Source organism: Nocardia inohanensis NBRC 100128 (assembly GCF_001612945.1).
Lineage (GTDB): Bacteria > Actinomycetota > Actinomycetes > Mycobacteriales > Mycobacteriaceae > Nocardia > Nocardia inohanensis.
On sequence record NZ_BDBK01000015.1, the window covers coordinates 119732 to 141724 of the forward strand.

Sequence of the window (21993 nt, forward strand, 5' to 3'; positions counted from 1 at the left end):
TCACTCCTGGTCCAGCACCTCGTCGCCCGCCCGCCGCGCGCGTTCCAGCCCCGCCGCGACCGGTATCCGGCCCAGGAACATCTCGTCGAATACCGGCAGCATCGCCTGTAGCGCCGCCGGGAAGCCGGGCCCGCCGCCGGCGGATATCTGCCGGCCCCGCAGCACCTCGAAGAACGGCGACACATCCACGCCCTGCCGCGCCCAGTAGTCGCGATACACCAGCTGTTCCGAGACCACGGCGGGAATGCTCGCCCCATCCAGCCCGAGATACCTGTTCCCGGCGGCACTCCCGAGCCAGCCCAGCACCCGCCGCACCGCATCCGGATGCGCGGTAGCCGAATTGGCCGCGACTCCGACGGAATTGTTCGCGCTGACCCGCCCCTGTGGACCATTGGGGATAAGTGTGACCCCCCACCGGAATCCGGCGTTCTTCCGCACCGTCGCCAAATTGAAGGTGCCGGATTGGAACAGCGGCATCCGCCCTTGCAGGAAGGCGTTCTTCGCGAAATCGCTGCTGCCGTTGGTATCCGCCGCCGACGGCGACAACCCCGCCGCGACCAGTCCCACCAGGTACTCGAACGCGTCCCGGCCCGGCGCGCTCGCGAACGCGAACCGACCGTTCTCCTGCATCTGGCCGCCGGCGGACCCGATATACGGCAACAGCAGTGACTGGAAGTCGTCGGCCGCGTTGTACGGCCACGGTGCGACGGCCGTCATTCTGCGCAACAACGGACGGAAGTTATCCACAGCCGGGTCCGGATCCCATCGCGCCGAGGCCAGCTCCTGCGGCGCTACGCCCGCGGCGTCCAGCAGGTCCCGATTGAAGTAGACCGCACTGCCGCCGTCCACGAATTGCGGTACCGCCCACAGCTTCCCGCCCCGGGTGAACTGCGCGACCGCGAACCGATCCCAGGCCCGTGCCGCCTCCGCGCCGAGCTCCGCATCGACATCCAGCAGTTTCCCGCTGTCGGCGAAATCCTCGTAAAGGCTGGTCCAGAACAGATCGTCGGCGATCCCGCCCGCCACATCCAGTCGCAGCTTCCGCGCGTAGGAGGCCCACGGCACCACCGTGATCCGCACCTCCACATCCGGATTCGACCGCTCGAACTCGTCCAGCGAAGCCCGGTAGGCCGCTACGAAACTCTGATCCCAGATCCGCAACCGCACCACGGTCCGCCCCGATGCCGCCCCGTCCCGCCCCAGCCACAGCGCCGCGCCGATCAGCAGCGCGATCACCACGAGGATCCCCAGCACCACCCGGGTCGATTCCTTGACCCTCATTTCAGCCCCGTCCATGCGATCGACCGCAGCACCTGCCGCTGGAACACCACGAACAACACCACCAACGGCGCGACGGCCAAGGTGGTAGCCGCCATGATCAACGTCCATTGCGCGTTGTACTGGGTCTGCATATTCGCCGTGGCCACGGTCAGCACCTGCCACTTCTCCCCGCCGGCCGCGACCAACGGCCACATGAAGTTGTTCCACTGCGCCACCACGGTGATCACCGTCAAGGTAGCCAGGATCGGCCGGCTCATCGGCACCACCACATGCACCAGAATGTCGGCGGTGCTCGCCCCATCCATCCGGGCCGCATCAATCAACTCGCCCGGAATCGCCCGAAAGTACTGCCGCAACAGGAAGATCGCGTACGGGGACCCGAACACGAACGGCAGCACCAGCGCCCAGAAGGTGTTCAACCACCCCACCTTCGCGAACATCAGATACAGCGGAATCAAGGTGACCGCCGACGGCACCATCATGGTGCCCAGATATACCCAGAACAGCACCTGCCGCCCCGGAAACTCGGTGCGCGCGAACGCATAAGCCGCCAGCACCGAGGTGAGCAACTGTCCACCGGTGATGCACACCGTCATCAACGCCGTGACCGCGACAGCCCGCCCGAGCCCCTGCTCGAGCACGGTCCGAAAGTTATCCAGCGTAACGGGATCCGGTGCAGCCAAAGCGGATTCGGCCGCGAACTGCCGGGGCGTCTTCAATGCCGTGAACGCCCCCAGCACCAGCGGCGCGACCGTCAGCAACGCCCCGCCCAGCAGCACCAGATAGGCCGCCCCCGACCGCACCAGCCTCCGCACCTCAGTACTCATAGCTGGTCCGATCCCGGAAATACCGATGCTGCACCACCGTGATCACGAACATCACCGCGAAAACCACCACCGCCATCACCGCCGCCCGCCCCGGGTGCGCCGCCTCGAAAGCCTCCGAATACAACCGCATCCCGACCACCTCCGTCCGATGATCCGGCCCGCCCCGAGTCAGCGCGTACACGCTGTCGAAGGTCTGAAACGCACTCAGCACGCCGGTCACCAGCACGAAGAACATGGTCGGCCGCAACAGCGGCAACACCAGATACCGCACCCGCCGCAACCCGACCGCCCCATCCAGCGCCCCGGCATCGAGAATCTCCCCGGGAATCGCCCGCAGCCCCGCAACGAAGAACAGCGCCACGTACCCCACATTCAGCCACACCGAGGTCAGCGCCACCGCGGGCAAGGCCAGCGCGGGTTCGCTCAGCCATTCGATCCGCCTGCCCAGCACCGCATTCACCGCACCACCGGTCGGCGCGAACAGCCACTGCCACAACACCCCCACCGCCACCGGCGCACACATCCACGGCAGCGCATACGCCACCCGCAATACCGAGCCCCCGCGCCCGCGCCCCGCCAGCAGGGCCGCGATCCCGAACCCCAGCACCGTCTGCACCGGCACCACCAGCGCGGTGAGCATCAGCGTGACCAGGATCGAATGGCCGAATCGGCGGTCGGTGAGCACCGAGCGCCAATTGTCGAAGCCGTTGAAGGTCACCGGCCCGAGCAGATTCCAGCTGTGCACACTGAGCCACAGCACCACCGCGATGGGGACCAGCAGAAAGCAGCAGACGCCGATCAGGCTCGGCAATAAGAGCAGGTAGCTGACAATATGTCGGCGAACCGGTCGGTTCATGAATCGGGACGTTACCGGTTGCCCGCCGATTCGCCGATGCGCGGCGAAGGGGTGCGGTTCGGCCGCCCGCCGTCTGTGGAACGGGCGGCCGAACCGCGCTGCCTCACGCGGAAGGGACTGCGGCCGAACCTGGAGGTTGGGTTCGGACGCTCGAAAGTACCGTGGGGCAGCGGTCTCGGCGGTCGGGGGCCTTCCCCGGGTCGTCTCCGACCGCGCGGATCATGGCAGGGCGCGCTCGTCGAGCACGCACCGTCCCTCCTCCACCAGCGTCGCCCGGGCGCGGCGTCGGACCTTGCAGGTATCGACTGTGCAATCGAGGTGCAATTGCATTGCGGCGTGGGCTTGTTCGACGCTCATGACACCGGGATCCGTGCGACAACGCAGCAACTCGGCGACATGCATGTTCAGGGAGGTCAATTGCATTGCTGCGCCTCCGGTGCGAACGGGTGGCAGGGGGTGACGACTTCGGCCATTGCTCCTACTTCCTAGCGGTTCCTGAAAGTGCCCGGAGGATTCAGGAAAGGAAAGGGGGCCTAGCAACACCGCTCCGGGCACATATCTAGCACACCACGAGCAGCGCCCCGGCGCAGGATTTTCGAAGATGAGAACGCAAAGTTGCGCGAATCGCCAGCACCGAATCCGGTTGGGGGAGGAAGATTCTCCAAAGTGGACGAAGCCTTTGCCCGCCGATGATGTGTGTCCGGACGGGGAGCCGGTGCGAGGCAGCCTAACTCACGCCAGCCGGCGAACCCGTGCGCGACGCGACCGAGAACGGAGCGCGCTGTGTCAGAGAGTTCCGCCAATGTCTCCTCCACCCTGCCCCGACGCCAGCTCGGACGCTATTTGCGGGACTGGCGGATTCAAGCGGGGCTGACCATCGCCGAGGCCGCGAAGCTGATGGAGTGGGGCGCCAGCACACTGCAAAGGCTGGAGAAAGGCAATGCCGATCGCATCCGCACCATCGATATCGGGGAGCTGTGCCGGATCTACGGGATCCCCGACGAAATCGCGGACGGGCTCAAGGGTTTGGCGCAACAGGCGGCCGTCAAGAGCTGGTGGCACTCCTACGGCGACCTCATTCCGGAGAACTTCGACGTCTATGTGGGGCTGGAAGCATCCGCGCAGCAGTTGTCCTGCTACCAAAGCGAACTCGTGCCCGGACTGCTCCAGACCGCCGACTACGCCAGGGCCCTGAACAGCCAGGGCTACCCGAACGACACTGCCGCGGAGCTGGATCGGCGAGTGCAGCTGCGGTTGCAGCGGCAGGCGCTGATCACCCGCCGCATGCATCCGGCCACGGTCGCCATGGTGTTGCACGAATCGGTATTGCGCCGCTCGGTGGGAGGTGCAAGGGTGATGGCTGCGCAGGTGCGGCATCTGGCGGAGCTGAGTACCCGGCCCAATGTCGAGTTGCGCGTCCTCCCCTTCACCGCCGGTGTCCCGCTGGGACTTTCGACCGGTCCGTTCGTGATTCTGGAGTTCGGGGTCGACGGCAAGGGGCAACCGGTGGAGCCGCCCGTGGTCTACGTGGAGGGCTTCACCGGCGATCTGTATCTCGAAAGACAGGGCGATTTGCAGCGGTATCGCCAGGCTTCGGAGTCGCTGCAACGCTGCGCGCTGGACGTCCAGGACAGTAGAAACCTGCTGCGGCAGGTGGCGAAGGAGTATTCGGCATGAGTGTGGATCTGGTCGGCGCTCGCTGGTTCAAGAGCAGCCGCAGCGGCGCCGGTAAGGAGTGCGTGGAGGTCGCGTTCCTGGCCGGGGGCCGCATCGGGGTGCGGGACAGCAAAAATCCGGGCGGTCCCGCGCTGCTGTTCGGCGCGACGGAATGGGAGTCGTTCTTGCGGAAGATCACGACTTGACAGCTCTTTCGCAACGAAAACATGTTTGCCCGGGCTAAGCATGGGTACACATATTTTCGTGGACCGAGGACTGAGGAATTCCCGTCCCCGGTACCGGCGAATAGGTCCGGATGATTGGGTGGAACGGCTGATTGTCGGACTGCTGTTCGCGGTATCGGCAGCGGGTGTATACGTACTCACCGGAGCTTTGATGCCGGCGTTGGCGATCGGCGTACTCGTCGCCGTCGTGGCGATCGGAGTTGTCGCGATGCTTTAGCTGCACCGCAGCGAGAAGGGGGTTCCCGGGGCTTACCCGGGAACCCCCTTCCACACTCCGGAGCAGCTTCGTCAGCGTCGGAACAGCTTGTTTCCCAGCCACACCAGTGGATCGTATTGCCGGTCGACGACCCGCTCCTTCAGCGGGATCAGGGCATTGTCGGTGATCTTGATGTGCTCGGGGCAGACCTCGGTGCAGCACTTGGTGATATTGCAATACCCGAGCCCGGCATCCTCCTGCGCCAGCTCCCGCCGATCCGCCACATCCAGCGGATGCATTTCGAGTTCGGCAATGCGCATCAGGTACCGCGGACCCGAGAATGCCTGCTTGTTCTCGTCGTGATCACGCACCACGTGACAGGTGTTCTGGCACAGGAAGCATTCGATGCACTTACGAAATTCCTGCGACCGCTCCACATCCGCCTGCTGCATCCGGTAATCACCGGGCTTCAGATCGACGGGCGGGGTGAACGACGGGATTTCCCGGGCCTTTTGATAGTTGAACGACACATCGGTGACCAGATCCCGAATCACCGGGAAGGTGCGCATCGGCGTCACCGTCACCACTTCGTCCTGCGTGAACGTGGACATGCGCGTCATGCACAACAGCCCCGGCCGGCCGTTCACCTCGGCCGAGCAGGACCCGCACTTGCCGGCCTTGCAGTTCCAGCGCACCGCCAGATCCGGGGCCTGGGTGGCTTGCAGGCGGTGGATGATGTCGAGCACCACCTCGCCCTCGTTCACCTCGACGGTGAAGTCCTCCAGCCCGCCGCCCTCGGTATCGCCGCGCCAGACCTTGAATTTCGCCTCATACCCCATGGCTATTCGGCCTTCCCCTCGGTGCCTTCCCGCAGCGGTGCGAGATCGGCAGGGCTGTAATACTTTTCGAGCTCGGACACCTCGAACAGTCCGAGCAGATCCGGGCGCATGGGCAGCTGGTCCTCGGGGGTGACCGTCACCGACGGCACGGTGAAGCCGACCTCGTCCGGATCCACCCGGCAGACCAGCAGCTTGTTGCGCCATGCCGGATCCATGCCCGGATGGTCGTCGCGGGTGTGCCCGCCGCGACTCTCGGTGCGCAGCAGCGCCGCCTGCGCCACGCATTCGCTGATCAGGAGCATGTTGCGCAGATCCAGCGCCAGATGCCAGCCCGGATTGAACTGCCGGTGCCCCTCGACGAGCACCCGGTCGTAGCGGTCCCGCAGCTCCGACAGCTTCTCGACGGCCTGCTTCAGCTCACCCTCCTTGCGGATGATGCCGACCAGATCGTTCATCGTCTGCTGGAGATCCATATGCAGCGTGTACGGGTTCTCCGAGGCCCCGTCCTCGGCCGGATTGAACGGCGCCACCGCCGCTTTCGCCGCGTTCGCGATATCGGTGTCGGAGATCTTCGGCCGTCCCGGCAGTTGCTCCACATAGTCGGCCGCGCCCAGCCCCGCCCGCCGCCCGAACACCAGCAGATCCGAGAGCGAGTTGCCGCCCAGCCGGTTGGAGCCGTGCATACCGCCGGAACACTCACCGGCCGCGAACAATCCGGGCACGGTCGCCGCCCCGGTATCCGGATCCACCTCGATGCCGCCCATGACGTAGTGGCACGTCGGGCCCACCTCCATGGGCTCCTTCGTGATGTCCACGTCCGCAAGCTCTTTGAACTGATGGTGCATGGACGGCAACCGCTTCACGATCTCGGCGGCGGGCAGTCGCGAGGCGATATCCAGGTACACGCCACCGTGTTCGGTGCCGCGCCCCGCCTTCACCTCTTCGTTGATGGCGCGCGCCACCTCGTCACGCGGCAGCAGATCCGGTGTGCGCCTGGCCGAATCGTTGTCCTTCAGCCACTGATCGGCCTCTTCCTCGGACTCCGCGTACTGCCCCTTGAACACCGCGGGGATGTACTCGAACATGAACCGCTTGCCCTCGGAGTTCTTGAGCACTCCGCCGTCGCCGCGCACGCCCTCGGTGACCAGGATGCCCTTCACCGACGGTGGCCAGACCATGCCGGTCGGATGGAATTGCAGGAACTCCATATTGATCAGCGTCGCGCCCGCCCGCATGGCCAGCGCGTGCCCGTCCCCGGTGTACTCCCAGGAGTTGGAGGTGGTCTTGTAGGACTTGCCGATACCGCCGGTGGCCAGCACCACCGCGGGCGTCTCGAAGAGGATGAACCGCCCCGACTCCCGCCAATATCCGAACGCGCCGGAGATCCGATCCCCGTCCTTGAGCAGTTCGGTGATGGTGCATTCGGCGAACACCTTGATGCGCGCCTCGTAGTCGCCGGTGGCCGCGAAATCCTCCTGTTGCAGCGAGACGATCTTCTGCTGCATGGTGCGGATGATCTCGAGCCCGGTGCGGTCGCCCACGTGCGCCAGGCGCGGATAGGTGTGACCACCGAAGTTGCGCTGGCTGATCCGCCCGTCCTTGGTCCGATCGAACAGCGCCCCATAGGTTTCCAGCTCCCACACCCGGTCGGGCGCCTCCTGGGCATGCAGTTCGGCCATGCGCCAGTTGTTGAGGAACTTGCCGCCGCGCATGGTGTCCTTGAAATGGGTCTGCCAATTGTCCTTCTCATTGGCATTGCCCATGGCGGCCGCGCAGCCGCCCTCGGCCATGACGGTGTGCGCCTTGCCGAACAGCGACTTGCACACCACCGCCACCGACAGACCGTGTTCGCGGGCTTCGATGACCGCACGCAGGCCGGCGCCACCGGCACCGATCACCACGACGTCGTACTTGTGCCGTTCGACTTCAGGCATGGACCGAATACTCCTGACAGAGATGGGTTTTGAGGATCAGCCGATGAGCCGCGGATCGGAGATGGTGCCGCTCGCGACCAACATGACGTAGAAGTCGGTCAGGATGAGCGTGCCCAGCGTGGTCCAGGCCAGCTGCATGTGGCGGGTGTTCAGCTTCGACACCACGGTCCAGAAGCGGTACCGGACCGGATGCTGGGAGAAGTGCTTGAGCCGCCCGCCCGCGATGTGGCGGCAGGAGTGGCAGGACAGCGTGTAGGCCCACAGCAGCAGCGCGTTGGCGGTGATGATGATCGAGCCGAGCCCGAGACCGAAGCCGCCGTCCTTGGCGTGGAAGGAAATCGCGGCGTCGTAGGTATTGATGACCGCGATAATCACTGCCACATAGAAGAAATAGCGGTGCGCGTTCTGGATGATGAGCGGAAGCCGGGTCTCGCCGGTGTATTTGGCATGCGGCTCGGCTACCGCGCACGCCGGCGGTGAGAACCACACCGACCGGTAGTAGGCCTTGCGGTAGTAGTAGCAGGTGAGCCGGAACAGCAACAGGAACGGCAACACCAGGAAGCCCAGCGGAATCCACATGGGCAGCGCGGGGATCGGCGTCCCGAGGTGGCTGGAGCCCTCGAGGCACGAGTCGCTCAGGCAGGGGGAGTAGAACGGCGTCAGGTAGTGATAGTCGTTCACCCAATACGCCGCGCGCGCAAAGGATCTGATGGTCGCGTAGACCACGAAGGTGCCGAGCCCCAGCACCGTCACCAGCGGCGGCAGCCACCACCGGTCGGTGCGGAGCGTGCGTGCCGCGATGGCCGCGCGGCCCTTGCTGAATACCCCCGTCGCGCTCGATTCGGGAGCCTTGATCGGTGCGGCGCTCACTGCTGGCTGCCTCGCTGCTCTACCCCGTGGAACGGCATCGTTACCTCCGGCATCGAATGTGATGGTGAGCACCCTACGACAGAGCAGCTATCACTCGAGCTACGTACAGCGAATTCGTGATCCCGTGATTTGCGCCACATTTCCTGGTCTCAGCGGCGAGTCGTTCGATTGGTGAACAAACGGCAATCTCACGAACCGGGCGCATTTGCAGTGAGATTCGGATACCCGCGGGGAAAACCGGACGAACGGCTCGAATTTCCGTTCGGTCGCCGTCACACGGCAGCAACAACCCTGTGGTGACCTGTTCCCGAGTTGTGCTGTCCGGGGGAGCCGGGGCCGAGTGTGAAGGGAGCCGGTGATGAGGAGAGCGGCGATCGTGATGCCCATGCGCACACCCGTCGGGCTGCCGGGCGGTGCGCTCGCGGCGGTCTCACCGCAGCGCTTGATCGCGACGGTGCTGACCGCCGTCGTCGGCCGCTCCGGTATCGACCCGCATCGGATCGAGCACCTGGTGACCGCCGTTCCCGCCGCCGATGTGGTGCGGCCCGCCGCCCAGCTCGCCGGATTCTCGCCCGTGGTAGGAGAATTCGCGGTCGGCGTCGAATCGGGCGGCGGCCTGCGGGCGCTCGTCACCGCCGCCATGATGGTGCAGACCGGCGCCGCCGACGTGGTCGTCGCGCTCGGCGCGGAGTTCCCCGCGCCGCCGGCCGCTCCCGGTTCGGGCGCCGCGCCGGGCGGGTCCGGAGCGGCCGCCCGCGAGTCGCTGTTGAAGCAGGCCGAGGATCTCGCCCAGCACTTCGGCCTCACCCGCGCCGAGGTCGACGAGTTCGCCGCGGACAGTCACCGGCGGGCCGCGCGGGCTCGCCGCCAGGGTCTGTTCGGCGGCGAAACCGCGCCGGTGGTGGTCTGCGCCGATCCCGACGACGTGAATTCCGATGTGCTGCAACTGGTGGACCGCGACGAGGGTCTGCGTGACGATGTCTCCGCGCGGGCTTTCGCCGAGTTGCTGCCGCTGCTCCCCGGCGGTATCAGCACCGAAGCCAATTGCGGCGCACCCACTCTCGCCGCGGCGGGCTGTCTGGTGGTGGCCGAGGAGCGGCTCGCCGATCTGGGTTTGGAGCCGATGGGTTACCTGGTCGGCTGGGCCACCGCGACGCCCGAACCCGGTGTGACGGTGCCCGCCGCGACGTCGGCGGTGGCGAAAGCGTTGTGGCGGACCGGATTCGAACTAGGCGAGGTCGATCTGCTGGAGGTCGACGAGAGCACCGCGGCCGAGGCGCTCGCCGCGATCCGCTCACTCGGTGTCGCCGATCCGGACGGCGAACGCCTGAACGTGCACGGCGGAGCCGTCGCGCTGGGTGATCCCGGCGGTGCGGCGGGGCTGCGCGTGGTCACCACCCTGCTGCACGAATTGACCCGGCGCGCAGGCGGATCGGCGCTGGCGGTGAGCCCGGCCGGGCCCGCGCAGGCGCTCGCGGTGGTCTTCGAATCCCCGACCGCGGTCCCGATCGCGCCGACACCGCGCGGGGCGCGTTTCCACGGTGGGCGCGCACGCCGATCCGGCCGCCATCGCGCGTGATCGCGGGGGCGGCCGGTGGGTCGTCGGTTATTTGGTGCGGGGGCGGGAGTGGAAGCCGAGCCCCTCGTCCTGGGCGCCCATCCAGGCGGCCTCGTCGGACTTGGAGTCCGGGACGTAGATGGTCTCCTGCTTCGACGCCGGGGATACCGGTGGAGGAGCTGTTTCGAACTCATCCGTGTCGATCGAGAGCCGCTCCAGATCGTTCTCCAACCGGCGCACCGTGCTCGCGTCGCCGTAGTGGGAGCGCAATGCGGTGACGCACTGCCGGAGCTGGCCGACCGCGTAGCGGAGTTCCGCAATCTCGCTGCGTGTCATCGAAACCTCCTCGAGCCGTGTGACAGACCACACATCGTGATCTACAACACAGTACGCGACGAATCGCGATCCGTCGCGTTGGCGAGGTGAATCCGCACGTCAGGGCCGTGGCGGGAGACACGCTTCGGCCCCTTCGGGGCCAAAAGATGGGGGTTTGGGGGGGCAACCCCCCAACCCCCCCAACGGGGCGGGCGGGGTCACCGGCGAAGCAGAGAAGGCGGTCTGCCAGAGGGTCGGTCGTGGTGTGGAGTCAACGGGCGAAGCGGAGAAGGCGGGGCCGTGGGGAGGTCGGCCGTGGTGAGGAGTCAACCGGCGATGGCGAATTCGGGGCCGCAGTCGGGGTCTCGGGTGGCGAGTTTGGTTTGGGCGCGGGCGACCAGGGTGACGATGGCGGCGGCTACCTCTTCGGCGCGTTCGAGGATGACGCTGTGGCCGGCGCCGTCGAGGCGGACCAGGTCGGCGTCGTCGAGTTGGGAGGAGAGGACGACGGAGTGGGCGAAGGGGATGACTATGTCGGCGGAGCCGTGCAGGACCAGGGCGGGGATGGCGCCCAGGCGGTGCAGGTTCTCGGTTTCGTCGAAGCGGATCAGGGAGTCGAGGAAGCTCGACATGGTCAGCAGCGAGGTCTCGTTGAGCATGGTGGTGGCGACGGCGATCATGCGCGGGCTGACCTTGCGGGTGCCGAGGGCGGCCTCGCGCATCATCGGCTCGAAGAAGCGGCGGGTGAAGTGCTTGGACGCCTGCATGGCCCGGGGGGCGCGGCGCATGGCGAAGTGCAGGGAGTTCACGGCGGGACCGTTGAGCAGGCGGCCCAGGCCGACCCGGGTGACGCTGTTGGCGGCTCCGGCGATGAGCCCGACGCCGATGACGCGGCAGCCGATGGTCTCGGGGAAGAGGCGGGCGTACGCCAGGATGGTCATGGCGCCCATCGAATGCCCCACCAGCACAACCGGACCGGTCGGTGCTACCGCCCGCAGCACCGCGTCGAGATCCAGCGCCAGCTGTTCGATGGTGTAGGTGGCGGGATCGGCCGCCCCCGAATCGCCATGTCCGCGATGGTCGTAGAAGACCAGGTGGTTGGCATCGCCCCAATGCCGGCGCAACTGCTCGCGCAGCAACTCCCACGATTCGGTGCGCAGGCAGTGCCCGTGCGCGAACACCACGGTCAACGGCGCGTCGGCGGTGCCGAACTCCCGCACGGCGATGGGTGTGCCGTCATCGGCGGACACGGTGAGGTGGTGGCCGTCATGATCGGCCGCGGGACGCGTGAGCGTGGACATGACGTGCTCCTAAGAGTTCGCCTTTTGCCCGGTTGTCGATTGAGATTGCCGCTGCGTTAACCGCTCACACCCGGTGTTATTGACAAGTTGTCCAACTGACGCCGTCGATCTATGCACCCCGATCGCAGGATCTACGAGAGTCTCGGCGGATTGCTAGAACCCCGTAGAAAACGGTGACGATCCGACCATCATCAGAGGTTTCTACGAGTTTCTAGCAATCTCACTAGATTTCTCTAGATTCCTATGTCGACGCCGACGCCCGAGTCGAGGGCAGGAACGGCCGCAGCACGTTCTCCTCCGTCGACGGCCCCGGCTCCCATTCCGCGATCCACGGCCCGGTCCCCTCGCTCGGATCCAGCGCCCCGCCTTCCAGCCACTTGTAGCGCCCGTCCAGCACGCCGCGCGTCAGATCCACATCCGCGTCATCGGTATTGGCCCACAGTGCCCCGAACAACCGCTCGATCCGCAACCGCGCCTGCCGGCAGAACACATCCGCCAGCTCCTCGGCCGCGATGCCCTCGGGATCGCCTGCCACGCGCAGGGATTGGGCCTTCACGCACGCCGCCGCCATGGCGAACAACTCCGCCCCGATATCCACGATGCGCCCCAGGAACCCCTGCTTGTACTCCAGCCGCGCCTGCCACCGCGCCATCCCGTACATGAGCGCGCGAGCCTGCTTGCGCGACATCCGCTCGACGAACCGCATATGCCTTGCCAGCGGCCCGAATTCGGTGAAGCTCACCGGTGCGGTGCCCGAACCGACAGCCAGCTGCGGGAACCACTTGGCGTAGAACCCGCTCGCCCCGACCGCCGCCTTCGCCTTGTCCTTGAGCTCGGCCTTGCGATCCACCAGCGCCCCGGCGGCCGCCATATGCGCATCGGCCATCTCGCGGGCGATGAGCAGGCGCATGATCTCGCTGGAGCCCTCGAAGATCCGGTTGATCCGCAGATCGCGCACCAATTGCTCGGCGCCCACGGCCCTTTCGCCGCGAGCGGCCAGCGACGCGGCGGTCTCGTAACCGCGCCCGCCGCGGATCTGCACCAGCTCGTCGGCGATGGTGCAGGCCATCTCCGAAGCCCAGAGCTTGGCCAGCGCGGCCTCGATGCGAATGTCGTTGCGGTTCTCGTCGCACATGGTGGCCGACAGATCGAGCACCGACTCCAACGCGAAAGTGCTTGCGGCGATGAAGGATATCTTCGAGCCGACCGCCGCGTGCTCGCCGACCGGACGACCCCACTGCACCCGGGTGCCGCTCCATTCCCGCGCGATCTTCAGCGACCATTTGGCGGCGGCGGTGCACATGGCCGGAATCGCCAGCCGGCCCGCGTTCAGGGTGGTGAGCGCGATCTTCAGCCCGTCACCTTCGCGCCCGACCAGATTCGCCTTGGGCACCCGCACATTGTGCATGCGCGTGACACCGTTCTCGATGCCGCGCAGGCCCATGAACGCATTGCGCCGCTCCACGGTGATGCCGGGGCTGTCGGCCTCCACGATGAACGCGGAGATGCCGCCGCGATGCCCTTCGCTCTTGGGCACCCGCGCCATCACCACGAGCAGTTCGGCCACCACGCCGTTGGTGGTCCACAGCTTCACGCCGTTGAGCTCATAGGCTTCGCCGTCGGGTGTCGGGACCGCGGTCGAGGCCATGCGCGCCGGGTCGGAACCCACATCCGGTTCGGTCAGCAGGAACGCGCTCACCGCGCCCTTGGCGCAGCGCGGCAGGAATTCCTGCTTCTGCTCGGCACTGCCCGCCAGCTTCAAAGGCTCCGGCACGCCGATGGATTGGTGCGCCGACAGCAGCACGCCGAGGCTGGCGTGCGCGGAGCCGACCAGCATCAGCGCCCGGTTGTAGCCGACCTGTGAAAGGCCCACGCCGCCATAGGATTCCGGAATCTTCAGCCCGAAGCAGCCGAGCTCGGCCAACCCCTTGACGTATTCGTCCGGAATCCGCCCCTCGGCCTCGATCCGCTGTCCGTCGATGGTTTCGCAGAACGACGCCAGCCGCTTCAGGTACGCGTCCATCTTGGCCGCATCCGCCGCGCTGGGTTGCGGGAACGGATGTATCAGATCCAGCCGGAAGCGGCCCAGGAACATCTCCTTCGCGAAGGAGGGCTTGTTCCAGGTGGTTTCGCGGGATTCTTCGACGAGTGCCCGGGCCTGTTCTTCCGTGGCGTCGACTTTCGATGTGGTCGCCATGCTGTGCTCCTCGAGGGTGATGCCAATCACATTCGAGTGTAAGAGTCTTTGTTACCCACCGGTAGACGTCAGCAAAGATCAAAAAGCCTTGTCGCGCAATGATCTTGATGCAATGGCGAATGTGTAGCTATTGCACACCGCGTAGATATCGCCCGAAATGCGGCACCGTGAAACCGATCGTCCCGCGCTCCGCCGAATAGATCAGCCCCTTCTTGATGAGCCCGTCCCGGGCCGGGGAAAGCGAGGCCGGTTTGCGATCCAGCTCCTTGGCCACCGCCGCCGTGGCGACCGGTCCGTCGTCACCGGCCAGATCCGCCATGGCGCGCATGTACTCCCGCTCCGCCGGGGTCGCCCGCTCGTAGCGGGAGCCGAAGAAACCGACCGCCAGTTCTTCCTCGGCGTGCGGCGCGGCCACCTCGACATCCTCGGCCGAGATCGGGCTCTGCGCGGCCACATCCCAGGTGGCTTTGCCGTACGCCTGCACGAAATACGGATAGCCGTCGGCCTTCTCGTACAGTGCCAGCAGCGCGGCATCGCTGTACTTCACGTTCTCCCGCTCGGCCGGGGCGATCAGCGCCTGATCCGCCGCGGTCCGATCCAGGCGATCGATGCGATGGTAGGAGAACAGCCGCTCGGAGTAGCTGCGCGAGGCCGACAGCACGGCGGGCAGATGCGGCAGACCCGCGCCCACCACGATCAAAGGCGCGGCGTCCTGGCTCAATTCGTGGCACGCGCCGCAGATCGCCGAGATGTCGGCGGGACCCAGATCCTGCATCTCGTCGATGAAGATCGCGATGCCCACCCCGATATCGCGGGCCAGCTGCGCGGCCTCCATCAGCAGCTCGACCAGATCGATCTCGATATCCCCGGAATCCGCGCGCCCGGTCACCGCCGGGACGTCGATACCGGGATTCCAGCGCTCCCGCATGCCCTTGTCGGCGGTGGAGCGCAGCGCGAAAGCCTTGAGAATGCCCAGGAAATCATCCACCTGCTCGGGATTGCGATGCGCCACCGCGATCGAGCGGACCGCCATGTGCAGCGCCGAGGACAGCGGCCGCCGCAGTTCCTGATCCGGCCGGGCCTCCAATTTCCCGGTGCCCCAACCGGCCGCGCGGGCCGCCGAGCGAAGCTGGTTGAGCAGCACCGTCTTTCCGACGCCGCGCAGCCCGGTGAGCATGACGCTGCGCTCCGGACGCCCGCGCGCCACCCGTTCCAGCACGATGTCGAAGGCGTCCAGCTGGCGATCACGGCCCGCCAGTTCGGGCGGTCGCTGGCCGGCGCCGGGGGCGTACGGATTGCGGACGGGATCCATGCGGCCCAACCGTAGCGCGCGAACCCCCGCCGCGTAGGGCGATGATTCGGGATTATCCGGCTGTCTAGCGCAGGTCGTAGAGGTAGTTATCGACCGGCATACCCACCGGCACGCGTTCGCCCCCCTTGTGTCCCTTGCGGTCTCTACCCTTATGTCGGGTTCGCGAACGATCCAGTCCAGGAGGGGTACATGTCGGAGGAAGCGCCGCAGGCACCGCATACCGTCGCGGAGGTGGTGGAGTCCTGGGACGTGCCCGCGCAGGCGCCGGTGGCCACCCTGATTCGGCAGAACATCCTGGTGGCGATCGAACGTGGCTATGACGATCCGCAATTGGTCGCCGATCTCGCGGTGGGTCCGCTCGTCATGGCGCTGGGCAAGCTCGAGGTCGAGCTCGCCGATGCCCGCCGCCGCATCGCGGAGCTCGAGCGGGCGATCTCCGAACAGCCCTAGCTGGGCTTTTATAACGGCGATGTCGATCAGGTATATCGAGTCGTGATCCAGCGTGCGGAACCGGATTTCGGGCGGCGACCGGGGAATTCGACTTCCGTCACAACACACCCGCGCGTTGGGGTGGACAACACACTCGCGTCGCCGTAATCTTCTCGTGACTTAGCGGAGTCTGTTGCTTCATCGGAGAGGCAGCCCGCGAAGTTACCGCCTAATCGAGCGCGATCCACCACATCGCGATCGAACCGGGGACCCAGTCTCGTTTGGGGTGAATCTCCTTCGGCCGCAAGCCGTTGGGGTAGGGCCTACTTCCTGGCCCGAACCCGTCAGCTAACTCGGTCGGCGGCAGGCTCAGGAAGAAATGGAGAACGGCTCGGTGGGTAAGCACAGCTTGCAGCGGGAATCTCGGCTACCGAATTCCGTGAAGGGTGCCATCGTCATGGGTGCGATGGCCGCGACGACAACCGGCGCTTTCCCGGCGATCACCGCTACGGCGGCCACCGTCGAGGTCCCCGGTCTCGGAAGCTTCGAAGTCCCGGACGATTTCGCTCCGCAGGTCACCCAGTTCAACCAGGCGGCCAAGGACGCGGCGAGCGCGTTGCAGGCCCCGCAGGGCGGCACCGTCGGTGCGGTCCCGGGCCAGGACTTCCAGCTGCCGAACGTCTTCGGCGGCCAGCAGCAGAACCACTCGGTCGGCAATGTCGCCCTGGAGGCGGCCTCGACCAAGCTCGGCGCCCAGTACTCCTGGGGCGCCTCCGGCCCCTACAGCTTCGACTGCTCCGGCCTCGTGCAGTGGGCGTACAAGCAGGCCGGAATCGAACTGCCGCGCACCAGCTTCGAGCAGTCCCACGTCGGCGCCCCCGTCGCCTTCGAGAACCTGATGCCGGGTGACATCGTGATCACCAACGGCGGCGGCCACGTCGGCATCTACGCGGGCAACGGCAAGCTGCTCAACGCGGTGCAGTCCGGTACCCCGGTCTCCTACACCTCGCTCAACTCCGACCAGGTGGTCACCGCGCGCCGTATCGTGTAGCGCGTGCCTCCTGCTCCGCCGAGCCAACCGGTCCAGGCCCGAGTCGATTCTTGGGTGTGGGCCGTTCGGCTTTTCAAGACCCGCTCCGCCGCCGCGGCCGCGTGCCGCGCCGGGCATGTGCGGGTCAACGGCGTGGTGGTCAAGCCCGCGCATGCCTTGAAACCCGGTGACGAGATCCGGGTCCGGGTCAATGGGGTCGAGCGCATCGTCGTGGTGGAGCGGTTGATCACCAAGCGGGTGGGTGCGCCGGTGGCCGCCCAGTGCATGATCGACAAATCCCCGCCGCCGCCCGATCCGGTCCTGGTCGCCTTGTTGCCGCGCCGGGAACGCGGGTCCGGCCGGCCCACCAAACGCGAACGGCGCGAGACGGATCGACTACTGGGGCGCGAGCCCGAATAGACCGGCTCAGCTGCCGGACGCGTGCTGCGCCGGCGCGGTCTTCGCGCCGGCGATCCGGGAACCGACGGCCGCCGCCGTGATCGTCACCAAGGCGCCCAGCATGAGCGCGGCCGGTTCGCCAGGCGCCAGCACGTGTATCTGGGTCCCGATGGTGACGGCGGCGACCGGGACGCCGATCTGCGCGGATGCCAACGCGCCCAGGCTGATCGGCTGGCCCAGGAGCCGCGTCACCAGATGCGCCAGCACCGCCGCCGCCCCCAGCGCCAGCCCCAGCAGGATCAGCCGGGGATGCTCCCCGAACTCGCGCAGGTTGAGCCGCGCTCCCAGCCAGACGAAGAACAGCGGCGCCAGGAAGCCGTCGCTGATCGCGAACAGCTGCTTGGCGACCCGCCGCGGTTCCCCGATCCCGGCCACCGCGAGGCCGAGCGCGAAGCCGGCCAGCATGATCGACACGTGGCCGCGGGCGGCCACCGCGCACAGCAGGAACAGCATCGCCAGGCTGACCCGCAATTCCATGGCGAACTGCCGCTCCTCCGAAACCCGGTGCAGCCGTTTGCGCAGTCCGGACTGTTCCAGATAGCGCAGCAGCAGGAACGCCCCCAGCGCCGTGACCACCACCGCCAGCGCGCCGAGGGCCGCCCGCCCGGCCCGGCCGGTATCGATGACCAGCGGCAGAGCCACCACCGCGGCGGCATCGGCGATGGCGACCTGAGCGGTCAGCTCCAGCACCGGTTTTCCGCTCAGGCGCTGCGAATCGATGATGGGCAGCACGATGGCGGCCGAGGAGGAGGCGATCAGCACCGCGTACAGCAAACCGTGCCCGGTGCCGAACCAGGCCGACACCAGACCGCCCAGGGCGACCGCGACCAGACCCACCAGGACGGCCCGCAGCGCGCCGATGCCCAGGGCCGAACGGATCGAGGCGTCCCGGATCGGCACGTGGGTGCCGGCCACGAACATGACCACCGCGAAGCCGACATCCGCCAGGAAGGCGAAGGTCGGATCCTCGGGATGCAGCACCCCGAAACCGGTGGTGCCGAACAGGACACCGGCGATCAGCTCGCCGAGGATCACCGGCAGATGCCAGGACGGCCGCCACGCCAGTAGCGGGCCGGCCAGGCCGAGCAGCGTGATCAGGGCGAGGGTCTCGAAATTCACGGCAGCGAAGCGATTTTCACCGGGATGGAGATGTTCTCGTCGGTGTAGTAGATCGAGCACACCCGGTGGTAGCCGTCCACGATCTGCATCGGCACCGCCTTGCGGAAGTCGCCGCGCACCACCAGGATCGGCGAGAGCGACTTGCCCGCCGCGATCTTCGCCAGATCCTTGCGCACCTGCGGGTTGTAGGCGGGCAGCAGCTCCAGCTGGGAGGCGCGCAGCAGATCCTTGGCCTTCTTGTGGGTCACCTTCGCCTTCCGCAATTCCGCGATCACCGTCTCGATCACGTCCGGTTCGGCCAGCATCTCCAGATAGTCGGCCGCCGCCGGATAGTCGTGCTGCTCCGGTTCGTCCTTCCACTTCACTTCGATGATCGGGTCCGCCATCCCGTCATCATTCCCGCGCTCCCAGCCCATCCCGACCCGACACGCGGGACATCCGCCGCCACCCCTCGTCCCCGAGCAGCCACGCGAACTCGATCGGATCATCCGCCGTCAACTCGCCCAATGCCGCCGCCACCGCCGCCCGCGGCTCCGGCCGGGCATAGACGATCCCGCGAATGGGCAACCCGCACTCCCGGATATCGTGCAGCGCCTCCGCCAGATCCCGCCGATTCCCCACCTCGCACCGCACCATGACCACCCGCTCCTCCAACCCCTCGAGCATCGCCGGCAGGGCGCGCGGCACCCGCGTCAGCACGACCACATCCCGCGCCCCGGCATCCAGCAACCATCGCACCGCCGTAGCGCCATAGGCCCCCAGCCCTCCCACCACCACGTAGCTCGCGTCGCCCCGCACCGACAAGCCCGGCAACGGTCCCAGCCAATGTGGCTCGCTCCCAACCGAATACGCCGAAGCCGCGCCGAGTGCCGAGCGCACCGGCCGCGCTCCCGCGGACTGCCCGACCCGGCTCGACGAGTCAGGGGAACCACCGTCGCCACCAGCGCGCAGCCGACTCGAATCTCCGCTGATTCCATCGACCTGCGCAGCGGTTCGCGCTCCGGCGCGCCGCCACAAGCGCCGGGGTGGTGTCGCCGTATGCGCCCCGAGCGCCAGCCAATCCACCCGCCGCCCCTCCGCATGCAACTGCGCCAGCGCCCGCAGCAGCGCCCCGCCCTCGTCGACCGCCGACCCGGCCACATACGTCGCGTCCCGCAGCGCCCCGTAATCGCGCACCGCCGTCGCCAGCATCGGTTGCGGCGACAACTCGATCACACTCGAGATTCCGTCGGCCACAGCCTGTTCCAGGGCGGCCGCCAACTCCACCGGCCCCGCGGCGTTCGCCCCCCAATACTCGGCATCCATGGCCGATTCGAAAGGCGCCGCACCGGAAGGTCTCTCGACAGCATCGCCGCGTCTGGTGGTCGAATAGATTCGGGTATGCGGCGCGGACGGGACGATACCGTCGAGGTCCGAGATCAGTTGCGGCGCAATGGTGCGGGCGCGGGGGATGTGGATGACCGTGGCGGCGGCGCCGTCCGTGCTGTTCCCGGCGATGCGCTGGGCGAAGATGGCGCGGCGGTGGGCGCGGCGGACCAGGGCGTCGATATAGCGGGGTTCGCCGGCGACGGTGACCGAGCTGGGGCCGTGGATGGCGGCCAGGCCGACGGCCGTGCGCATGGGTTCGACCAGGCGCAGGGCCTCGGCGGGGGTGGCCTCCAAAACCGCTGCGGCGCTTTCCTCGCCGACTCGGTGCAGCAGCCGGCTGCGGGCCACGACGATGCGGGCGGCGTCGGTCAGCGGCAACGCACCGGCCGCTACCGCCGCCGCGATCTCGCCCGCGCCGTGTCCGGCTACCGCGTCGGGCATTACGCCCCAGAACTCCAGTAGGGCGGCGAGGGCCACCTGGTAGGCGAAGACGGCGGGCTGGGTGAAATCCAAACCGGGGGAGTGGTTTCCGAAGCCGTAGCGGGGCGTCCAGACGCGCGGGCCGCCCGCTGCCGCGACCGCGTCGGCGGCTTCGGTCAGGCGTCGGGCGAAGACCGGGTACCGCCCCGCCAGCGTCCGCCCCATGCGCGGGTGAAATCCGCTGCCGGAGAACAGGAACAACAGGCCGCCGTCACGCGTGCCCGCCACGGGTCCGATGATGTCGGACTCGCCCGGCACCGCCCAGCGCAGTGCGGGCATCTCCAGCGTGTCCCACCGGCCCGGCAGCGTACCGGCCGGGCTGTACGCTCGCCGTCCCATCGGGCCGGCGGTCACGACCTGCTCCGCGCCGTGCGCTGACGTCGAGGCCCTCGGTGAATATCGGTGGGTGGGACCCGAGTCGGCTTGCGGTACCGCGGGTTCCGTGCCGTTCCTGTGCTGGGAATCGGCTGTCACCTCGGCCCCGTGCCTCTCCCACGGGGCCCGTTCGATGTCGGCCGGGGGAAGGGCGGTCGCCCCGGTTCGGCGATCGACCTCCGGCGGCGGGGTCGGCTCGGGCGTCGCCGCGGGTATGCGGGCGGCGAGGACGCGCAGCTGGGTGGCGGCGTCGCCGGTATCGCGCGCGAGCACCACCGCGCGGGTAGCCGCCGGCAGCAAACGAGCTGCGGCCGTTGCGAATTGGTGGACGTCGCGATAGGCGCCGACCCGATTCGCCCAGTGCAGGGCCAGCGCGCGGATCGCGGCGGCGTCGGGTCCGCTGAGCACGATGGGAATCGGCGAGGAGCGTTCCGGCCCGCGCAGCGCACGGGTTCCGGCGCCTTCCTTGCCCGCGTCCTCGGTCTTGGGCGCGGCGGCAACGCATCGGCTGTCCGGTGCGGCGTCGGCAGTCCGGTCGTGCCGAGCGGGGGAGGGCCGTATTCCGGATGCCGGCCTGCCGCCGGTGGTGACGGAGTCGCGGGATTCATGGCGGGACTGATCGGAACTGTTGTCTTGCAGCACTATTCGCGAGAAGCCGCCCCGGTGGGATATGCCGAGGGCGGGGCCGTCGATATCGGCGTAGCGGCGGGCGCCGGTGCGGAGGGCATCGGCGGTACGTTGCAGCACGAGCACGGTGCAGAGGTCGCCGTTGCCGGAGAGCTCGATGCCCGAAATATCCGGGAGGACGGTGAGATCCGTGCCGCCGGCCAGGACGAAGGGGATGGATTCGTCGGCCAGCAGACGGACGCCGGTGTCCACCGCGATCAGCGGGGTGTCGGCTTCGCTGTCGAGAATGAGGCTGGGGCCGTGCAGGGTGAGGGCGCGGGAGAGCAGGCGGGCGGCGTTGGGGGTGGTGAAGCCGGCCGCGCCGAGGATGACGGCGGCGGCGGAACCCGGTGCCAGGCAACCGAGTCCGGCGTCGTCGAGGGCCTCGACCGCGATCTCGAGGGTGATGCGGTGGCGCGGGTCCAGACCGGTCGCGTCGGCGGCGCTGATGCCGAACCATTCGCGATCGAATTCGGGGCCGGTGGCGCGGCAGCCGACACCGACGATCGACACCCGGGGGAAGGGGGTGGAATCGTTGGACGCTGTCGTACTCGGCCGCACAGGAATCCCTCCCGCGTCCGGCGACGGCGGTCCGTCGCGGTACCTCCGGGAATTCTGCCAAGAATTCGCCGCGCTCAGAAGAGCTTTCGGCCTGTCGGCTCGCCCCGGCGCGCCGGGCG

At 67.6% G+C, this 21993-nt stretch carries 21 protein-coding genes and 1 riboswitch; of the genes, 7 read left to right on the forward strand and 14 right to left on the reverse strand.

Annotation, left to right across the window (positions count from 1 at the left end; genetic code table 11):
- The 4 genes from NI1_RS27585 to NI1_RS27600 all read right to left on the reverse strand — a co-directional run bounded on the left by NI1_RS27585 (window position 1) and on the right by NI1_RS27600 (window position 3387).
- Window positions 1-1281, reverse strand: coding sequence for an extracellular solute-binding protein (locus NI1_RS27585; RefSeq protein ID WP_067826240.1), 1281 nt, complete (start codon window positions 1279-1281; stop codon window positions 1-3).
- Window positions 1278-2108: a carbohydrate ABC transporter permease gene (locus NI1_RS27590; protein ID WP_067826242.1), complete on the reverse strand. Its 831-nt coding sequence runs from the start codon at window positions 2106-2108 to the stop codon at window positions 1278-1280. Before NI1_RS27590 ends, NI1_RS27585 begins: the two co-directional genes overlap by 4 nt.
- Window positions 2098-2964 (reverse strand): carbohydrate ABC transporter permease, encoded by an 867-nt coding sequence (locus NI1_RS27595; RefSeq protein WP_067826244.1) that lies wholly within the window; start codon window positions 2962-2964, stop codon window positions 2098-2100. The genes NI1_RS27590 and NI1_RS27595 overlap by 11 nt, the downstream gene beginning before the upstream one ends.
- Before the next feature lie 219 nt (window positions 2965-3183).
- On the reverse strand, window positions 3184-3387 hold the full coding sequence (locus NI1_RS27600) for a hypothetical protein (RefSeq protein WP_067826245.1): 204 nt from the start codon (window positions 3385-3387) through the stop codon (window positions 3184-3186).
- Window positions 3388-3747: 360 nt separating this feature from the next.
- On the opposite strand from NI1_RS27600, the gene NI1_RS27605 reads away from it, so the two are divergent.
- From NI1_RS27605 to NI1_RS27615, 3 genes are all read left to right on the forward strand, one after another.
- Entirely contained in the window at window positions 3748-4641 is an 894-nt protein-coding gene (locus NI1_RS27605) for a helix-turn-helix domain-containing protein (RefSeq protein ID WP_067826247.1), read from the forward strand.
- Entirely contained in the window at window positions 4638-4826 is a 189-nt protein-coding gene (locus tag NI1_RS27610; RefSeq protein ID WP_067826249.1) for a DUF397 domain-containing protein, read from the forward strand. Before NI1_RS27605 ends, NI1_RS27610 begins: the two co-directional genes overlap by 4 nt.
- 118 nt (window positions 4827-4944) lie before the next feature.
- Complete coding sequence (locus NI1_RS27615; RefSeq protein ID WP_245663426.1) at window positions 4945-5082, forward strand: hypothetical protein; 138 nt, start codon at window positions 4945-4947, stop codon at window positions 5080-5082.
- A gap of 71 nt (window positions 5083-5153) precedes the next feature.
- Here the strand turns inward: NI1_RS27615 and NI1_RS27620 are convergent, their stop codons facing one another.
- From NI1_RS27620 to sdhC, 3 genes are read right to left on the reverse strand one after another with little or no spacing between them, the layout of a single operon-like run.
- Window positions 5154-5900 carry a succinate dehydrogenase/fumarate reductase iron-sulfur subunit gene (locus NI1_RS27620; protein ID WP_067826251.1) on the reverse strand — a complete coding sequence of 249 codons (747 nt, stop codon included), beginning with the start codon at window positions 5898-5900 and terminating at the stop codon, window positions 5154-5156.
- A 2-nt stretch (window positions 5901-5902) separates the two neighbouring features.
- On the reverse strand, window positions 5903-7834 hold the full coding sequence (locus NI1_RS27625) for a fumarate reductase/succinate dehydrogenase flavoprotein subunit (protein WP_067826253.1): 1932 nt from the start codon (window positions 7832-7834) through the stop codon (window positions 5903-5905).
- 36 nt (window positions 7835-7870) lie between these two features.
- Entirely contained in the window at window positions 7871-8704 is an 834-nt protein-coding gene (sdhC, locus tag NI1_RS27630) for a succinate dehydrogenase subunit SdhC (protein ID WP_067826255.1), read from the reverse strand.
- A gap of 358 nt (window positions 8705-9062) precedes the next feature.
- Here sdhC and NI1_RS27635 point away from each other — a divergent pair, with 358 nt between their 5' ends.
- Entirely contained in the window at window positions 9063-10283 is a 1221-nt protein-coding gene (locus tag NI1_RS27635) for a thiolase family protein (RefSeq protein WP_245663427.1), read from the forward strand.
- A gap of 27 nt (window positions 10284-10310) precedes the next feature.
- On the opposite strand, the gene NI1_RS27640 is transcribed toward NI1_RS27635, so the two are convergent.
- The 4 genes from NI1_RS27640 to NI1_RS27655 form a co-directional block, all read right to left on the reverse strand.
- Window positions 10311-10598, reverse strand: a complete 288-nt coding sequence (locus NI1_RS27640) for an Rv0250c family protein (RefSeq protein ID WP_067826422.1) — start codon at window positions 10596-10598, stop codon at window positions 10311-10313.
- A 305-nt stretch (window positions 10599-10903) separates the two neighbouring features.
- Entirely contained in the window at window positions 10904-11878 is a 975-nt protein-coding gene (locus NI1_RS27645; protein WP_067826256.1) for an alpha/beta fold hydrolase, read from the reverse strand.
- 241 nt (window positions 11879-12119) lie between these two features.
- A complete protein-coding gene (locus NI1_RS27650) occupies window positions 12120-14075 on the reverse strand; it encodes an acyl-CoA dehydrogenase family protein (protein ID WP_067826424.1) in 1956 nt (651 codons plus the stop codon).
- A gap of 127 nt (window positions 14076-14202) precedes the next feature.
- Window positions 14203-15387 carry an ATP-binding protein gene (locus NI1_RS27655; protein WP_067826258.1) on the reverse strand — a complete coding sequence of 395 codons (1185 nt, stop codon included), beginning with the start codon at window positions 15385-15387 and terminating at the stop codon, window positions 14203-14205.
- A gap of 189 nt (window positions 15388-15576) precedes the next feature.
- Here NI1_RS27655 and NI1_RS27660 point away from each other — a divergent pair, with 189 nt between their 5' ends.
- The 3 genes from NI1_RS27660 to NI1_RS27670 all read left to right on the forward strand — a co-directional run bounded on the left by NI1_RS27660 (window position 15577) and on the right by NI1_RS27670 (window position 17266).
- The gene (locus tag NI1_RS27660; protein ID WP_067826260.1) at window positions 15577-15837 is read left to right on the forward strand and encodes a hypothetical protein; all 261 of its coding nucleotides are present in this window, start codon (window positions 15577-15579) and stop codon (window positions 15835-15837) included.
- Window positions 15838-16032: 195 nt separating this feature from the next.
- A riboswitch (cyclic di-AMP (ydaO/yuaA leader) is annotated at window positions 16033-16194 on the forward strand.
- Window positions 16195-16210: 16 nt separating this feature from the next.
- Window positions 16211-16867 (forward strand): C40 family peptidase, encoded by a 657-nt coding sequence (locus tag NI1_RS27665; RefSeq protein ID WP_067826426.1) that lies wholly within the window; start codon window positions 16211-16213, stop codon window positions 16865-16867.
- Between the two features lie 3 nt (window positions 16868-16870).
- Window positions 16871-17266, forward strand: a complete 396-nt coding sequence (locus tag NI1_RS27670) for an RNA-binding S4 domain-containing protein (RefSeq protein ID WP_067826262.1) — start codon at window positions 16871-16873, stop codon at window positions 17264-17266.
- Between the two features lie 6 nt (window positions 17267-17272).
- Here the strand turns inward: NI1_RS27670 and NI1_RS27675 are convergent, their stop codons facing one another.
- The 3 genes from NI1_RS27675 to NI1_RS27685 are packed head-to-tail and all read right to left on the reverse strand — an operon-like array spanning window position 17273 to window position 21826.
- Complete coding sequence (locus NI1_RS27675) at window positions 17273-18424, reverse strand: cation:proton antiporter (protein WP_067826264.1); 1152 nt, start codon at window positions 18422-18424, stop codon at window positions 17273-17275.
- Window positions 18421-18798 (reverse strand): hypothetical protein, encoded by a 378-nt coding sequence (locus NI1_RS27680; RefSeq protein ID WP_067826434.1) that lies wholly within the window; start codon window positions 18796-18798, stop codon window positions 18421-18423. Before NI1_RS27680 ends, NI1_RS27675 begins: the two co-directional genes overlap by 4 nt.
- 19 nt (window positions 18799-18817) lie before the next feature.
- Window positions 18818-21826, reverse strand: a complete 3009-nt coding sequence (locus NI1_RS27685; RefSeq protein WP_067826266.1) for an acyltransferase domain-containing protein — start codon at window positions 21824-21826, stop codon at window positions 18818-18820.
- Between the last annotated feature and the right edge of the window lie 167 nt (window positions 21827-21993).

What these genes read in the sequence shown, in the direction of transcription:
- NI1_RS27585 (WP_067826240.1), bottom strand. Translation starts at nt 1,281, where the DNA reads ATGAGGGTCAAGGAATCGACCCGGGTGGTGCTGGGGATCCTCGTGGTG.
- NI1_RS27590 (WP_067826242.1), bottom strand. Translation starts at nt 2,108, where the DNA reads ATGAGTACTGAGGTGCGGAGGCTGGTGCGGTCGGGGGCGGCCTATCTG.
- NI1_RS27595 (WP_067826244.1), bottom strand. Translation starts at nt 2,964, where the DNA reads ATGAACCGACCGGTTCGCCGACATATTGTCAGCTACCTGCTCTTATTG.
- NI1_RS27600 (WP_067826245.1), bottom strand. Translation starts at nt 3,387, where the DNA reads ATGCAATTGACCTCCCTGAACATGCATGTCGCCGAGTTGCTGCGTTGT.
- NI1_RS27610 (WP_067826249.1), top strand. Translation starts at nt 4,638, where the DNA reads ATGAGTGTGGATCTGGTCGGCGCTCGCTGGTTCAAGAGCAGCCGCAGC.
- NI1_RS27620 (WP_067826251.1), bottom strand. Translation starts at nt 5,900, where the DNA reads ATGGGGTATGAGGCGAAATTCAAGGTCTGGCGCGGCGATACCGAGGGC.
- NI1_RS27625 (WP_067826253.1), bottom strand. Translation starts at nt 7,834, where the DNA reads ATGCCTGAAGTCGAACGGCACAAGTACGACGTCGTGGTGATCGGTGCC.
- NI1_RS27635 (WP_245663427.1), top strand. Translation starts at nt 9,063, where the DNA reads ATGAGGAGAGCGGCGATCGTGATGCCCATGCGCACACCCGTCGGGCTG.
- NI1_RS27640 (WP_067826422.1), bottom strand. Translation starts at nt 10,598, where the DNA reads ATGACACGCAGCGAGATTGCGGAACTCCGCTACGCGGTCGGCCAGCTC.
- NI1_RS27645 (WP_067826256.1), bottom strand. Translation starts at nt 11,878, where the DNA reads ATGTCCACGCTCACGCGTCCCGCGGCCGATCATGACGGCCACCACCTC.
- NI1_RS27650 (WP_067826424.1), bottom strand. Translation starts at nt 14,075, where the DNA reads ATGGCGACCACATCGAAAGTCGACGCCACGGAAGAACAGGCCCGGGCA.
- NI1_RS27655 (WP_067826258.1), bottom strand. Translation starts at nt 15,387, where the DNA reads ATGGATCCCGTCCGCAATCCGTACGCCCCCGGCGCCGGCCAGCGACCG.
- NI1_RS27660 (WP_067826260.1), top strand. Translation starts at nt 15,577, where the DNA reads ATGTCGGAGGAAGCGCCGCAGGCACCGCATACCGTCGCGGAGGTGGTG.